This is a genomic window from Bacillus altitudinis (genome assembly GCF_001191605.1).
GTDB lineage: Bacteria > Bacillota > Bacilli > Bacillales > Bacillaceae > Bacillus > Bacillus altitudinis.
In genome coordinates this window covers 1,754,045-1,769,311 of record NZ_CP009108.1, presented here as the reverse complement: position 1 = coordinate 1,769,311, position 15,267 = coordinate 1,754,045, and the positions used below count along the sequence as shown (strand labels likewise).

The following is a 15,267-nucleotide window of genomic DNA, read 5'->3' as shown; positions in this document are numbered from 1 at the left end:
ATAAACCATTTTAGCACTTCAATGTCTGACTGAATGGTGATTATCGCGCTCCAGCCGTTTGTAATTCTTTGTTTTTCTCTTTAAAGCGTTCATTATGTGAAGACACGTACGCTACTTTTTCTGCTTCTGGTTCGATGTATAGCTTTGCGCTATTGAGTGCATTGACTCCATCAACAAACGTACCGGCAATTAAACGCACTTTACTTTTATGTGTGCATAAGTCGCCAACTGCATAGACGCCAGGTAAATTGGTTTCCATCTTTTCATTGACCTCGATGAGTCCCCACTCACCTTGCTTGAGTCCCCATTCTGATAGAACGCTTAAATCACCTTTCATGCCATGGTTGACGATGACAGCATCGGTTTCGATTCGTTCGATGTCGCCTGTTTCTAAGTGCTGAATGGTGACGGCTTCAATTTTGTCACCTTGACCATGAAGCTCTGTGAGTTCATGCGGTGTGAGAATGCGAGCACTGGATGCTTTCATGTTGGCGACGTTTTTTTCATGTCCGCCAAACATATCACGACGATGCACAACGGTCACACTTTCAGCAATTGGAACGAGGGCATTTGCCCAATCAACAGCTGAATCTCCGCCTCCAGAGATGACTACCCGCTTTCCTGCAAACGTCTTTAGCTCCTGCACGGTGTAATAAAGGTTTGTTACCTCATAACGGTCTGCATGCTCGATTTCAAGTTTTCGCTGAACTGGAATTCCGTGACCCATCGCTAAGATGAGGGTCTTTGTCAAATGACGATCGCCATTTTCAGCCGTCAGCAGGATATGACCATTCTCATCCCGCTCGAATTGCGTGATTTTTTGATTCAACGCAATCTCTGGTTCAAATGTTTTCGCCTGTGTTTCTAGCTGCTGAATCAGCTGTTCACCTCTTGTTGGCGGCAAACCGCCCACATCCCAAATGACTTTTTCAGGATATAGAAGGATTTTTCCGCCAAGACTTTCGTTATACTCCAGTACCTTCGTCTTTAAATCCCGCATCCCACTATAAAAGGCGGTGTACATTCCTGCTGGACCGCCACCAATAATGGTGACGTCAAACAATTCAAGTTGTTCTGTCATTTGAGTCCCTCCAGTTTTTCATTGAATGATCTATTTATCGTTGATATTGATTCTCATTATCATATGTATCTATTGTAGTCTACTGTAGCGAAGGTAATCAATAGCTTTCTATAAAAAAAGAACAGGACGAGCATTTACTCGTCCTGTCAGCGTGTAGACAAACCCTCGCATTCTTTGTCAGTCCTGCGTGCCGGTGCTCACGAATGACAAATTCGCTCCGCGCCAGTACTCGTCCTTCCTAGACTGCAAAGGTTTTCTATCACGCTGAAACGAAGACAAAGGGCTAAAATAAAGTTCATTTTAGCCCTTTGTCTTCGTTACACAATTGTTAAACCGAGGTCCTTTAGTTCAAGAGAGACAAGCCTTGCAATCACATCTGCCCCTTCTTTCGTAAAATGTGTGCGATCCTCAATGCCTGTCGACAGCATGAAGAAAGACGTCGTTTTCTCTATGCCGGAAATTTGATAAAACTGGAGACTAACTGTATTTAAATCAACGAGAAGAACTTCTTCTTCATCGGCTAGTTCTTTCATCGCGGCACAGTAATCAGGAAAATCGTTGATATATTCTCCGTCTTTCTCATGAAAACGTCCGACAGGGGTTAACAAAAGCGGTGTTGCCCCTTTTGCCCTTGCTCCATGAATATATTGTGACAAGTAACTTTTATACGTTGTAAAAGGCTCTGTATGACGCTCTGGCTTCTCCTTGGAAGCATCATTGTGTCCCATTTGTGTGAAAAGCCAGTCTCCCGGCTGAATGACGGACAATATCTGATCAAGGCGTCCTTCTTCAATGAATGTCTTTGAACTTCTTCCACCGATCGCCCGATTCTCGACTTTGACATCATGCGCTGTATAACGGTGTAAAAACTCTCCCCACCCTCCTTGAACAGGACGATCTGGGTAAGATGAAACGGTTGAATCACCAGCTAAATAGATGGTTGTCATGTTCATACGCCTCCTTTTTCATTGAGCCACCTCTTCAAGAGCGATGCAGACGCTAGTGGCTACTGAAAAGATATGAAACCATTCACATCGCTTATTCAATGATTCTCTTTTTTGTGCTGAAAACCCTGCTTACGAGGAGATATGAGTGTATGAAATATGCGGCGGAAGTTCTATTTTTGTCTCAGTCGCTCTCTTTAATGCCTGAAGCATATAGCCAATGCCTTGATAGGGAGCGAGCGGATAATTCGCCTTTTGGTGAGGCTGTAATAAAGGATCGATCACTTTCCGATATTTCTTTCCGCCTAGTATGACTAACTCATCATATGCGGCGAGATTTTTTTCATCAAATTGATGACTCAGTTCTTCTCGTGTCACCTGTTCTTTATGCGGTTTGCCAAATGCCACATCATAATTTTCATGAATCATGTCCCCCGCCTTTAGGAATCCGTGCTTTGCGGATAAAATCATCCAGTCTGAAAAGAATGTTTGAGCATAGATTTTTGTTCGCTGATGCAGCGGACTCAAGTAGACGAGACCCGCTGGCTGGCTTCCTGCCTCTGAATTCACGTCCCATATTTTCTTGGCGCCGCACGGGATGATACATATTCGCTTCATCTCTTATTCTCCTTTCTTCGCCGGTACGTTACATAGACGATACAGCCTAGTGCCGTTCCAAGTGTATTTAAGATCATATCATCTATATCACTGCTTCTTGTAATCATACCAGATTGTGAGAATATCCATTGAAGGATTTCGATGATCGCTGACAAGATCAACCCAGCCAGCACCGCCTTTTGAAAGCGACATGTCCGAAAGGCTTGATATAGAAAAAAACCAAGCGGCACAAATAAGAGAATGTTCCCTGCCAAATTTAACAAGACAAGGTTTGGATAGCCATGCTGAAAGGCGTGTAGGTTTTGTTGAATGGAGTGGAAGGGAATCAGATTGACGCTCACTTGATCTTTTGGTGCCGAAAAGCGATTCGGAAAGACCGTTAAATAAAAGAGAACATTCGTATATACAAATAAAAAAGCAAGGACCATTTCTGTTCGTAAATAGATAAAACGTTGCTGCTTTTTTGCCAGTCTATATCTCATATATAGATAGAACGGGACGAGCAGAAGGAAATAAGCCATTGAAAACATAGCACTGGATGTCATACAAATAGCTGCCCCTTTCTCACGTCATGCTTGACCATATTACAGGTTATTCAAGCTTTCCTGTATCTATTCATCACTTATTCTCACAATCCATGCGATATTGACAAATCGTCATTTTCTCGGTATACTGACTGACATTCAGTCATTTTAAGGTCGGTGATCCTGTGTCAAAACGAGAAAAAATTATGCTTGCTGCGATTGATGCCTTTAAAGAAAAGGGAATTGAAAAGACGACCATATCGGATATTGTGAAAACAGCAGGTGTTGCGCAAGGGACTTTTTATTTATATTTTCCTTCAAAGCTGTCTGTCATGCCTGCCATCGCTGAACATCTGATCGCACAGATGGTCCCTGCCATTGAAAAGGAACTCACTCAGCATGCGGATGTACTTGATCAAGCAGATGCGCTAGTTGAGTTTATTTTCTCTTTCACAAGGCAATACCGTGATGTCCTTGCCCTGACCTACTCAGGCTTAGCCGCCACCGAGCATTTAAAGGAATGGGAAGATATTTATGAACCGATTTACAAATGGGTCGCTTCTTTTTTAGAAAAGGCAAAACAGGACAAAAGAGTACGTGCGAACTTGAACTGTCAATATGCTGCGAAATTCATTATCGGTTTACTTGAATCATCAGCTGAGCAAATGTACTTATTTACAGAAACAGATACAGAAGAGGTTCTGATTCAAAAACGAGAGGTCAAGCAATTCCTTCTTTACGCACTCGGCATAGAGACACCTTAACTTAGTACAGCACTTGCTGTACGCTCTTTTTTGGCTTCAAAATGACGAATCGTCAGTTTTAAGGTTTAGGAGGAAATACGATGAAAAAAAGCTGGATGTATGTCGCACTCACATGTTTATTTGAATTACTTTGGGTGTTTGGTTTAAATAAAGCAGATGCTGTGTGGGAGTGGGCGATCATTATCTGCCTGATCCCGGTTGATTTTTATTTTTTAATGAAAGCTTGCGAGAAGCTGCCGACAGGGACCGTGTACGCCGTGTTTGCCGGAGTTGGAACGATTGGTACGTCTTTAATGGATTATGCGCTGTTCGGCGGTTCGTTTTCATTAGAAAAGCTCTTATTTATGGGCATTTTAATTCTCGGAATTATTGGACTGAAGGTGTCTGATGGAGATGCACATGAGCAGAAAGGAGAAGCGGTATAAATGGGCTGGTTTTTTGTACTGTTGGCCTCTGCCTGCGAAATTGGCGGAACCATTGGCCTCAATATGTTCAGTAAGAAAAAGCAAATCACGACAGGCATGTTATTTGTCGGCGGATTTGCCTTATCCTTTTTGTTTTTGTACGCCTCGTTCTCTTCCGTTCAAGTCTCCGTTGCCTATACGGTCTGGATTGGACTTGGAACAGCGGGCTCTGTCTTGTTTAATATGATTCTATTTAAAGAACCGAAAAACATGATTCGTATCCTCAGCTTGCTGCTGATTGTGATTGGCGTCGTTGGGCTGAAGTTGTTTGCGTAATAGAAAAAGCAATGGAAAATCTATTCCATTGCTTTTTAAGTTAATTTATATACTTTTCTTGGTACGCTTTAAATTGTTCTTCGTATTTTTGTAACTTTTTCACATCGACTTTTGAATTTAATTTCGGTTTCCGCTTTCCAATCACCATCACATCTTTATCTACAATAGGACTTGATAAAAAGATGTATGGTGCAAAACGATCACACTTCGTATTTGGAAGGGTTACGGATAATCTAGCATATTCTTCTGTCGGGAATTGGTTTGAAATGTCAAGTTCCTTGAGTCCCTCTAATGCCGATATTGGCTCTAAAGACTCGTCCTTCACTTTTATATTTGATAAGCACAGATATTTTAAATTCTTGAGGTATCTTAAAGGTTGTAGAGTATTTAAGTTTAATGAATTCCAAATCCCACCTGACAATTGCAACCATTCTAAACCAGTGTTTTTTTGCAAAGGAGCTATGTCATTCAACTTTGAAAAATCTGTTATGGATAAAGATTTCAAAAAAGTATTTTTTGATAAATCCCATAAACTTTGTGCCTTTGTATTCCATTCAACTGCCAATACCTCAACATCTTGAAGAGAACTGATGATTGATAAATCTTCTACTCTCAGTTCACGCATATAGAGCATTTTAGGGTTAACTAAGCTCAAGATCGTATTGAATTCCTTTTGGCCCACTTTGTAAATCCACAATTTCGTCAGGTTAGAAAAAGAGTTCAACCTTTCAATATTTTTTGTTTTTCCTGTGATTAACAACTCTGTGGAATTTTCATCTACGTCGGCTAAATCATGAACAGCTTCTGGTCGTGCATCATGACGAAAAATATATTCAGGGTCTTCTTTTAACATTCTTTTACCTCCACACCTACTAATGATGGATATCTAAATGAATTTTATCAGAGTTTTTCCGAAGAAACAGGGAAAGGGATAAAATCGAGATGGTCTTCTTTGGTCCGTTTAACCACAATCCGCCGATGATTACGTCTGTTTTCAATCCATTTTATAAAATCTTTTTCATCTAAAATATGGAGCAACAACATATCAACGACTTCGCTTTCACTATACTCCATATATTCTGCACAGGTCTTGACGATAGCTCGTACTCTTTCATATAAACAAATAAAAGAACTCCAATTCATATACGAATTAGAGTCCTCATTATATGACTAATACAATTTTCCCACCTTAAAACCGAACCCGTTAATCAAAGCCCTTCCTTTTTTATTTCTCGTTTAATGTGGATCATGCTGCTCAAGCAAGAGATCCATTGCGTAAATCGATTCGCCTTTTTCATCCAATAAAAAGTACACAATCAAAGGCTCTCCAAAGGACCCTGTCTGCTGCGTGAACAAAACACATGTGAATTTTTCAATACCTATCGGAAGCTTTCTTCTTAATAAAGGATGAAGAATAGGCGAAGTCCGAATTGTATCTATATCCACATCCCAACATTCGTTTTTTAAAGTGGGATAATGCTCTGATAACAGTTGGTGTAACATGTCGGTCGTGAACGCTGCTTTTCCATCGAACCCATCATCTATTATGTTGGTGTTATACATCCGACGGTTGCTTATCCTTTGAAGCATTGATTCGTATTCCTTTTAAGACAAAGCGTTTCTGGCCATCAAGTGTACAAGTGATCAATGTCAGTTCTTTTATCCCGCGATCCTTTAATACATCTACATCCGTCGGTTCTATCGTAGCAGAGCTGACAATTTTATATTCGTATGTTTCAGCTTGATGACGTAAGACGGCTTTTGCTCCTTTAGGTACCTCTGGAAGCTGCCGGAAAAGCCGATCGCCTCTATACCCTCTATGGCCTGCAATCGTGAAATTTCCTTCACCTGGCATTTGATGAGATTTAATTTGAGTCAGTGCAATACCTAAATTTTCTTTTGATGTAACAGGAAGCACTTTTTCGTTTAAATCAATTGACGGGATCTCAAGCTCCATCGTATCTCGCAGGTCTTCTTCTGACACAGTTAAATGTGGAATAGAAGAAAGGGCATCACTGTCATTTTCTTCAATCATTTTCAATGCCTGTTCCATGGCTGCTGTCTCCTGAGAAGTTCGCCACTCATATAGAAAAGGAACGGAGATTAGCATTAGTCCCGCGACCACCAAAAAGCTGCCTAATAAGGTTCTTTTTTTCATCAATACACTCGTTCCTTCCTTTTACTGAATGGTTCTTCTTCTGACAACAAGAAGAACAGTTCCAGACACTACTAGTAAAATCCCTGCATACATCAAATAACGAAGCCATTCTTCCCCAGTCTTTGGCAGCTCCCCGTTTGAGTTTGAGCCATGAGGTGGATGTTGATCCCCTTGATCTGAGGCTGGAGGATTCGTGTGGTCCTCTTCATTCTTCATTGGAGCATTTTTTACAATCAATGTCTTGATCTCCACTTCGCCCATTTGAATTGTAAAAGCGAGTGGTTTCTTTAACGCTACATAACCATTTGGAGCTTTCGTCTCTGTGAGTGTATATTCACCAGGTTTAAGCCCTTTGACAATGGCTTCTCCGTCTTTTCCTGTTGTCACAGATTTGATGATTTTCCCGGCTTTTGTACGAATGTCGAAGGCTGCACCTTTTAAGGTTCTATCAGTCTGCTGGTCTACCTTTATGATACGCAGACTTCCTAAAATCAAGTGATTCTTCGCTGTTACTTGAAGAGGCTTCTGCTGATTTTTCTCAATCGTAAACCGGATCGGCTGATCATCTAATTCATAGCCGTGAGGCGCTTTCGTTTCAACGAATTGATATTCTCCCGGTTTTAGTTCGTTGATGTGAAGCTTTCCTTTTTGATCCGTTACAAGTGATTTCTTCAACGTTTTCCCGTCTTTACTCTGAAGAGCAAACTCTGCGTTTTCCAGCGTGTGTCCTTCAGCATCCACTTTGGTCAGTTCCACTGCTCCCGGCGTCAGTTTGTTGATCATTTCTACTTTTGCTGGTTTGTCTTGACCTAAACGAATCGTAAATGAGACAGGTGTCTGATCCAATTCATAGCCGGCAATGCTTGCTGTTTCGACAAATCGATAGGTTCCTGGCTTCAGTTGATCGACTGTCAGTTGACCGTTTTTGTCTGTCTTTAAGTCTTTCTGAATACGCTGATCATGCTCATCCATCAGATCGAAGGTCACCCCAGCGAGCAACTGACCATCCTCCCCTTTTTTCTGAAGCTTCACAGCACTTGTCGTGCGAATATTTTCTTTTGTCACTTTCACCAGTTGATTTGGGTTGAAATCAATCTGAAAGTCTACTGGTTCTGCATCAAGTTGATGTCCAAAAGGAGCCTTCGTTTCAACCAATTGGTAAGCACCTGGTTTCAAATCGTTGACAGTGATGATGCCTTTTTCGTTGGTTGTCAAACCTGACAGCAATTCTTTACCATTGTCATTGAAAAGTGTAAATTCTGCGCCTTTCAATCTTTCTTTTTCTTCCCCTATTTTTGTGAGTTCTACAGAACCTTTCTTGAGCTGATTGATCGCCTCCACTTGAATCAATTCTTTTTGACCTACTTCAACTTCAAAGACAAGTGGTTTCGCACTCAATTCATAGCCTTCAAGACTCTTTCTTTCAACAAATTGATAGGTTCCAGGTTTTAAACCTGTGAAGGTAATCTTTCCATCCTGATTGGTTGTAATTCCTTCTCCTCCTGCCACAATCTTTCCTTTGGCATCAGATAGATCAAAGACAACCCCTTCTAATGATTTCCCATCTTCACCTTTTTTGTGTAACAGCACTCCGCCAGTTGTGCGGCTATTTTCTTTTGTCACACTGACCAGCTTCTCAGGGTTAAATGGCATAGCAAAAGTGACAGGTGTTTCGTCAAGCTCATGACCGAATGGCGCCTTCGTTTCAACAAACTGATAGGTTCCAGGTTTCAGATCGTTGACGATGATTTCCCCGTTCTCATCTGTGACAAGACCTGTTTTTATCTCTTTTCCATTTGCATCTACTAGCTTGAATTCTGCTCCTTCAAGCACATCATTCTTTTCACCGAGCTTCGTGAGCTGGACAGCTCCAGTTTTGAGATCATTGATCACTTTGATCTCTGTCGGTGTTTTTTGTGCTACTTCGATGGTAAAAGGAACAGGTTTATTTTTCTTTTGATAACCATCAATACTCTCTGTCTCTACAAGCTGATATTTGCCCGGTTTGAGGTGATCGACCAACAGCTTTCCATCTTCATCTGTTGTCAAATCTTTACGCACGACTTTGTCATTTTGATTCAAGACTTCAAATCGAACACCTTGAAGCTTCTTGCCATCTTCCCCTTCTTTCATCACTTCTAATGCACTTGTTTCATAGAGGTTCTTTTGTGAAATGATGACTGGTTCTTTTGGATCGAGTGGTACTTCAAATGTGATGGGTGTTTCATCTAATACATAACCGTCTGGTGCGTTTGTTTCGATGAGCTGATACGAACCCGGTCTTAGTTCATTGATCGTGATCTTGCCATCTTTTCCTGTGACAAGCGCACCATTTAGCTCATGCCCATCTTGATCTAAGAGCTTGAACTGTGCACCTTCTAGTCTCTCTCCGCCTTCACCTATTTTGCTCAATTCTGCAGAGCCTTTGATGATGTCATTTACTGCGGTGACAACCGTTGTTTCTGTTTGATTTTCTTTAATGGTGAACGGCCATTTTTGCTGATTTAATTGATAGCCTTTCGGTGCGTTTGTTTCAACAAAATAATAGGAACCTGGCTCAAGATGTTTGAATAGGATTTCTCCTTTTTCATCCGTTTTCAAATGGGTTTGGACGGTATCTCCAGATTCATTTTTCAGTTCAAATTCTGCATTTTCTAATGCCGCACCCGTTTCTTTGTCTTTTTTCGTGAGCTTCACATGCTGGCGGATTTCTTGGTTTTGCACCGTCATGCTGTTTCCTATTTTCGTTTGATCTCCTGATTCGTAAGGCTGATCAATCGTGACATTGATCGGTTCCTTCGTTTTCAAATAACCATCAGGTGCTTTCTCTTCTGTCACGATATAGTCACCATACAGAAGACGATCAAATCGAAGAGCTCCTTCTTCATCTGTTGTCTTTGTTCCAATGACGATACCGCTCGCAGCATCTGTCAGAGAAAAGGTTGCTCCTTTTAGCGCTTTTCCACCACTCGCATCTACCTTTTTAATTGTTAAAGCGCCAATCGCTCCTGTGCCATCTCCCATGCCAGCGGTACGTTTGACCACAATTGAGGCTTCGGATTCCTTTTTGATTTCTTTTACATTTTCACCTCTAAACGTTACTTCGTTTTGAAGTGTACTTCCCACCTTATCTAAAATGAGAGATTGGTATTCTAAAATATAGGGTCTCGTGATTTCTTCTTTAAATTTGATTTGAAAAGAATCTGGATCGAATTCAAGGTCTAGTTCATAATCCTTCCCTTTTTCAAGCTCATCCTTTTTAGTCACTTGCCCTTTTTCATCTATTGTTGTCGAATACAGATGAAATGAGTTTTCTATTATGGCTTGATTACTGCTCGGATGGTCTATAATCGTCGCATCTTGGACTGTTGATTGACCAAAGTTGATATTCAGTTTCCAATCAATGACTTTCCCTTGTTGATTTCCTGACTTGCTCGTGTATTTCCCTCCATTTGGAATGGACACCACAGCATTCACGTCTGATTCTTTCGTCTTCCCATCATAAAGGGTCGCTTTATTTTCGTAGGTTTTCTGTACTAAATCCATTCCTTCAACACTTGTTTGATACGTGATTTTGTATGGGGAATCAATGGCATGTTTGAAAATGACTTCGAAGCCTGATTCTCCCTTTTCATTTTCAAGGAATTTGATGTCATAATGTTCTTTCGCTAATACTTCTTTTTCTTCCGCACCATTTTCCCCGCCTTGTAAATCAAGCGAGTAGACGATAATTGAATCTTTAAGCAAACGCTGATTTCCTTGAATGAAATCCTCGATTTTCGCCTCTTCTAGATGCTTCAAATTATAGTTCACACCGATATTCCATGTGATCTCTTTTTTCTTTGCATCATATGTTCCATTCTTGAACCCATTGGACTGCGTGTATGTGTCAGGCGTAAAGACAGATTGGTTTTCCTTCGTCAAATCCTTGCCATCTTCATTTACCCATTCAAGTTTTACATGGTTACGCAAGTTCTTTTGATCTTTATCTGCTCTTTTTTCATAATCAAAAGACGTTGTATATGTGATGGTATGTTCTGTCTTGATTTCTTTCATAAATTGAATATCAAATCCATTTGCATGTTCAACGATTTGATAATCTGTGCCTTCTTCAAGCACTGTATTACCTGTCGTCACTTTTAAACTATCTTTTTGCAGCGTCAATCCTTCGTTGGTAAACGTATCTTTTAATATTACGTTGTTCATGGTTTGTTGATCTTTGTTGAAGATGATACGCCATGGAATGGTCTTGTTCTTGTAATTCGGTGTTCCGTGGTCTTTCGTTAGGATTTGCTGATCAATTCTTTGCTTCCCTTGTTCGCTCTCTTTGCCAGCTGTTACAGTATTGATAATGTCTTCAGCTTCGAAAATTCGCTCGGTTGCTTTTGTTTGATATGTGATCAGGTAAGCCGATTGGATATCTTGATTGAATTGCAAGGTAAACCCGTTTTGTTCATCCTTTTTTTGAGGTTGAACCACATAATCTTCAAACGCTTTTGTTCCTGATTCTTTGCCATTCTCATCAATTGTGACTTCTTTGACTTGAATTGAATCAGATATTAGCGCCTGTGTACCGTTAAAGAAGTCTTCTATTAAAGCATCCTTTTGAGCCAACTTTTTTTCGTTATAGTTATACCGAATTTCCCAAGTAATCGTTTGAGTGACTGGATCGTAGTGGGCGGCTTTTTTATTTAAAGGACTGCCTCTTGTCACATTCACTGTTCCTTCTGCTGAACTAATCTCTTTATCAGCAGAGACAAGGGACGCTTTATTACGAAACGCAGACTGATCTTGATTCGTAATGTCCGTTTCATACATTAAACGGTAAGCGAGATGCACGTCATCTTTAAATTCGATCGTGAAATCTTGACCATCTGCTGTTTGGCCGATGGTGTAGTGGTTTTCGTCAAGCAGCTGTCCAAGCGATGTTTCACCATTTAGCTTTGTATCTACACGATAAAGCTTGATTGAATCTTTTTTTAACGCTTGACCTTCTTGAATCGGATCTAACAGTTTCGCTTGTTTCACATCATCTAAGTCCATATTAAAATCGACTGTCCATTGAATGGTTTCAGCATTGTAAGATCGATTGGGTTCTCCCTTTTTAGAGACATTCGGACCATTTGGAATGTATTGAATCGGAATCGATATCGTATCTTTGCCTTCAATCGGGGTAATCACCACTTCTTTTTCTTCAGTGATCACTGTTTTTTTATCTAATTGTGTCCATACTTGAAGTGTTCCTTGGATATTTGAATATTGTTTAATAAAATCTGTGAACTCGATGGAGGCATTTCCGCTTTCATCTACAGAAAAATAACCAATGATCGATTGATTAAATTTCATCTCGAGACGATCGATTTTTTCGTAAATCACTAATTCCTCTGGAACCTTGAAATGGAATTCATCCCCGCCATTATAGTTATGACCATTTGGGATGGCCCACTTATAGTTAATGGAAATCAGTGAGTTGATATCAGGCCTTTCTACTGAATTTCCTTCTTGATCTTCAAATATCAATTGCGCATCAGTGAGAAGATTTTCTTGGATTGTCATTTGTTTCGACACACTTTGCAGTCCTACACGTTTAGAGACATTCACTTTGTTTTTTAGTAACTCATCTTCATCGTTTTGTGTCGTTTGCGCTGCTTCTTGATTGTTAGCAGCTTTGTCTTTCTCCGATGAGGTTGAATCATCTTTTAAAAGATTTTCTTCACGCTCGTTTTGCTTTGTTTTCTCTTTTTTCTCAGCTATACTGGTGACGTCAATATCTATAGATCCTTCTAAATTCGGATCAAGCTCAATATCCTCATTGAATGTGACCGTCACTTCATTTTGTTTCGAAACGGTATACTCACCAACAGGTATGTCATTGACAGTAATTCGTTCTTTCTGCTCCTTCTCTACCTGAATGACTGAAGGAAGAGAGAGAATATACGGATATTGCTTTTTGAGATCAATTCCTTTGATAGACCAATGCACAATGGCCTTTCTTACTTGCTGATCTTCTATGTTTGATAACTTGTTGCCTTCGCTATCAGCAAACTCAATATTTCCATAAATATTCTCTTGAATGTCTTTAGCTTGTGCCCCTGCTAAAGGCAAGATTCCTAATATACTAGACTGTATGACTAACACGGTCATCAGTGCCAGCGACAATATTCTTTTCAATACATCCACCCTTTTCTACAATTATTTTTCAACAACGATTAAAAAAGCATTTGTATACTGTCTGATCAATCACTCCGCTTCTGATCAAATTTTTCTAAAAATTGCACCTTAAGACCCTATGAATAAAATGAGTTGATCAATCATGAGTTTGAAAGGTCATCATGAGTAGTAGATATAGTAGCTGGATAGGGGTCTATAGCAATGGGGAATAGTGAGAGGGAACATGAAAAGAATAAATGTGAATTTTTCTATTTATACTGGAATGAACAACAAACGATTAGTACATGCATATATAAGCATGTATTCACATATAGAACGTTCATATAAAACAAGCATGACTCATATGGTATGTATGGTGAGATAGTTCAGCATCATATAGATCGCATTCCTTCTACTCCCTTCCATATGGTAATCAAAAAGCCGATGCTTTTTATTCTTACATTTACCGTTTGAGCAGCAAAAAAATAAACAAAATGATCCATTTTTATAGGATTCATGGCACACTTATCACCTTTTAAAAGAAATATATGGAGAATCAGTGAATAACATTTGTTTTCGTCTAATTTTTTTCTCTTTTATCATCAAAAGTGAAGACAAAACGATTTAGGCAAAACATTACAATCATTTCATGCCTATTTTGAGCTCAAATGTTCTTCATCTGAACTTCATAATATATAGAGGCAAGCCAAAGGAAGGAGCTAGTTGTTTGATGGAGCTCATTGATAATAAATCAAAGAGATGGATAAACATTTTAAAATTGCTTGTATCCAAAAATAAGTGGTGGAGCCTTCAAGAGATATCGAATGAACATATCGGTTCTGTTCGAGCCATTCAAAGCGATTTAGAACAAATGAAATCGTTCCAAACAGAGAATGGAGAAGCGTTAATCCACATAAAGCCAAGACAAGGCATATCCATTTGTAATACGCAGACGATACGAGTGGATTACTATATCAAAGAAATTCTAAAGGATACGATTGAAATTCGATTGATTGACGGCATTTTTTTTGAAGAAAACAGATCTTTCTATGAATGGATGGAAACGCTTAATATCAGTAGATCCACATTGTATAACACAATTCATAAAATCAACTCGATCCTTACATCCTATGACATCGAGTTACGCCCAGATAGTATGCAGTTTCATGGAAATGAGAAGGAGATTCGTCAATTCTTTGTTGAATTTTTATTTGAAGTGTATGGAAGCCGCCTTTGGCCATTTGATGATATTCAAAAACAAGACGCAGTGAATTTATTACAAGAACTATTTCAGGTGCTCGAAGTCAATGTACCAGATGTCGCGATAGATAAATACTGCCTGTGGTTCGGCGTTTCCATTCACCGAATGCGAAAAGGTTTTACAATCAGCCGTAAATATACATACTCAATGACTGAAGAAAAACAAACCTCTACAGCTAAAGGGATCTATGATCAAATCAAAAGATGGGAAGAGCACATCTGTCGAATGACCAAAGACGTATTTGATGTGACGCTGGATCATCATGAATTTGTCTTTTTGCTATTGATCGAACCAGCTATTGGGCACTTTAAATCAATTGAAACTGTCGAAGAAAAATTGACGTTCTTTCAGTCACATACACCACGCCTCTATGATGCCATTCATTCATTTATCACCCAGTTGGAGTCGATTTTTCATCAAGAAATAGCGAATCGTAAGGTGATGACACTCGTTCTTCTCCAATATTATGTGTATTCCAATGAAATTACCGTGAGAGATGGATTCCTTTTCAAAAAGAAATCGAGCTATTTATCAGAGGTGAAAAAACAGTTTCCTTACTTCTATTCGAGGATTAGTCATATCATCCAAGAGTTAAAAACAGACGATATCCTCGCTTCTTTTGTGAAAAATGAACGGGAATTGATTCGTATGATTACATCTTCATGGAGAGGACTTGTTCATTTGGAGATGGAACGGAGAAACGCGCTGAACATTTTTGTTACTTCAACATTAGGTTATTATCATAGTTTGTTTATTGCTGATTTAATTAAATTAAGTGTGCCTCCTCTCATTCACATTTTCACAAGTCCAGAAAATACGTTAAATGATGTCACGATGGATCAACTTGGGATTGATATGATTGTGACCGATACTGAGCTTCCTCTTCAGTTCGGGCGATCCACGCTGCTGATCAGCTCTTTTCCAACAAAAAAAGAATTGGACAACTTGCACCGCAGATTGGTTGATATGACAAACTAATGTTCATCATAAAAAAAAGCTGCTGAGACATGCTCAAGCAGCTTTTTGG

At 39.6% G+C, this 15,267-nt stretch carries 12 protein-coding genes; 4 read left to right on the top strand and 8 right to left on the bottom strand.

Features of this window, described 5'->3' with window-relative positions; genetic code table 11:
• Nucleotides 1-40: 40 nt before the first annotated feature.
• From ID12_RS08820 to ID12_RS08805, 4 genes are all read right to left on the bottom strand, one after another.
• Complete coding sequence (locus tag ID12_RS08820) at nucleotides 41-1,081, bottom strand: NAD(P)/FAD-dependent oxidoreductase (protein ID WP_007496663.1); 1,041 nt, start codon at nucleotides 1,079-1,081, stop codon at nucleotides 41-43.
• 317 nt (nucleotides 1,082-1,398) lie between these two features.
• Nucleotides 1,399-2,028 carry a rhamnogalacturonan acetylesterase gene (locus tag ID12_RS08815; RefSeq protein ID WP_050827067.1) on the bottom strand — a complete coding sequence of 210 codons (630 nt, stop codon included), beginning with the start codon at nucleotides 2,026-2,028 and terminating at the stop codon, nucleotides 1,399-1,401.
• A gap of 129 nt (nucleotides 2,029-2,157) precedes the next feature.
• A complete protein-coding gene (locus ID12_RS08810; RefSeq protein WP_008341697.1) occupies nucleotides 2,158-2,643 on the bottom strand; it encodes a DUF6884 domain-containing protein in 486 nt (161 codons plus the stop codon).
• Nucleotides 2,640-3,188, bottom strand: a complete 549-nt coding sequence (locus ID12_RS08805; RefSeq protein WP_050827066.1) for a VanZ family protein — start codon at nucleotides 3,186-3,188, stop codon at nucleotides 2,640-2,642. Before ID12_RS08805 ends, ID12_RS08810 begins: the two co-directional genes overlap by 4 nt.
• A 164-nt stretch (nucleotides 3,189-3,352) precedes the next feature.
• Here ID12_RS08805 and ID12_RS08800 point away from each other — a divergent pair, with 164 nt between their 5' ends.
• The 3 genes from ID12_RS08800 to ID12_RS08790 all read left to right on the top strand — a co-directional run bounded on the left by ID12_RS08800 (nucleotide 3,353) and on the right by ID12_RS08790 (nucleotide 4,671).
• Nucleotides 3,353-3,931, top strand: coding sequence for a TetR/AcrR family transcriptional regulator (locus ID12_RS08800; protein ID WP_008341700.1), 579 nt, complete (start codon nucleotides 3,353-3,355; stop codon nucleotides 3,929-3,931).
• An 80-nt stretch (nucleotides 3,932-4,011) separates the two neighbouring features.
• Nucleotides 4,012-4,356, top strand: a complete 345-nt coding sequence (locus tag ID12_RS08795) for a DMT family transporter (RefSeq protein WP_017358819.1) — start codon at nucleotides 4,012-4,014, stop codon at nucleotides 4,354-4,356.
• Nucleotides 4,357-4,671, top strand: coding sequence for a DMT family transporter (locus tag ID12_RS08790; protein WP_050827065.1), 315 nt, complete (start codon nucleotides 4,357-4,359; stop codon nucleotides 4,669-4,671). It begins immediately after the preceding gene.
• 40 nt (nucleotides 4,672-4,711) lie between these two features.
• Here the strand turns inward: ID12_RS08790 and ID12_RS08785 are convergent, their stop codons facing one another.
• From ID12_RS08785 to ID12_RS08765, 4 genes are all read right to left on the bottom strand, one after another.
• Nucleotides 4,712-5,524, bottom strand: a complete 813-nt coding sequence (locus ID12_RS08785; RefSeq protein WP_050827064.1) for a leucine-rich repeat domain-containing protein — start codon at nucleotides 5,522-5,524, stop codon at nucleotides 4,712-4,714.
• Between the two features lie 383 nt (nucleotides 5,525-5,907).
• Entirely contained in the window at nucleotides 5,908-6,234 is a 327-nt protein-coding gene (locus ID12_RS08775) for a hypothetical protein (protein ID WP_050827063.1), read from the bottom strand.
• Nucleotides 6,227-6,724 carry a class D sortase gene (locus tag ID12_RS08770; protein ID WP_234717174.1) on the bottom strand — a complete coding sequence of 166 codons (498 nt, stop codon included), beginning with the start codon at nucleotides 6,722-6,724 and terminating at the stop codon, nucleotides 6,227-6,229. The genes ID12_RS08775 and ID12_RS08770 overlap by 8 nt, the downstream gene beginning before the upstream one ends.
• 126 nt (nucleotides 6,725-6,850) lie before the next feature.
• Nucleotides 6,851-13,009, bottom strand: coding sequence for a SpaA isopeptide-forming pilin-related protein (locus ID12_RS08765; RefSeq protein WP_234717173.1), 6,159 nt, complete (start codon nucleotides 13,007-13,009; stop codon nucleotides 6,851-6,853).
• Nucleotides 13,010-13,709: 700 nt separating this feature from the next.
• Between ID12_RS08765 and ID12_RS08760 the strand changes: the two genes are divergently transcribed.
• On the top strand, nucleotides 13,710-15,218 hold the full coding sequence (locus ID12_RS08760) for an AcpB/EbpR/MafR family transcriptional regulator (protein WP_050827061.1): 1,509 nt from the start codon (nucleotides 13,710-13,712) through the stop codon (nucleotides 15,216-15,218).
• Nucleotides 15,219-15,267 lie beyond the last annotated feature (49 nt).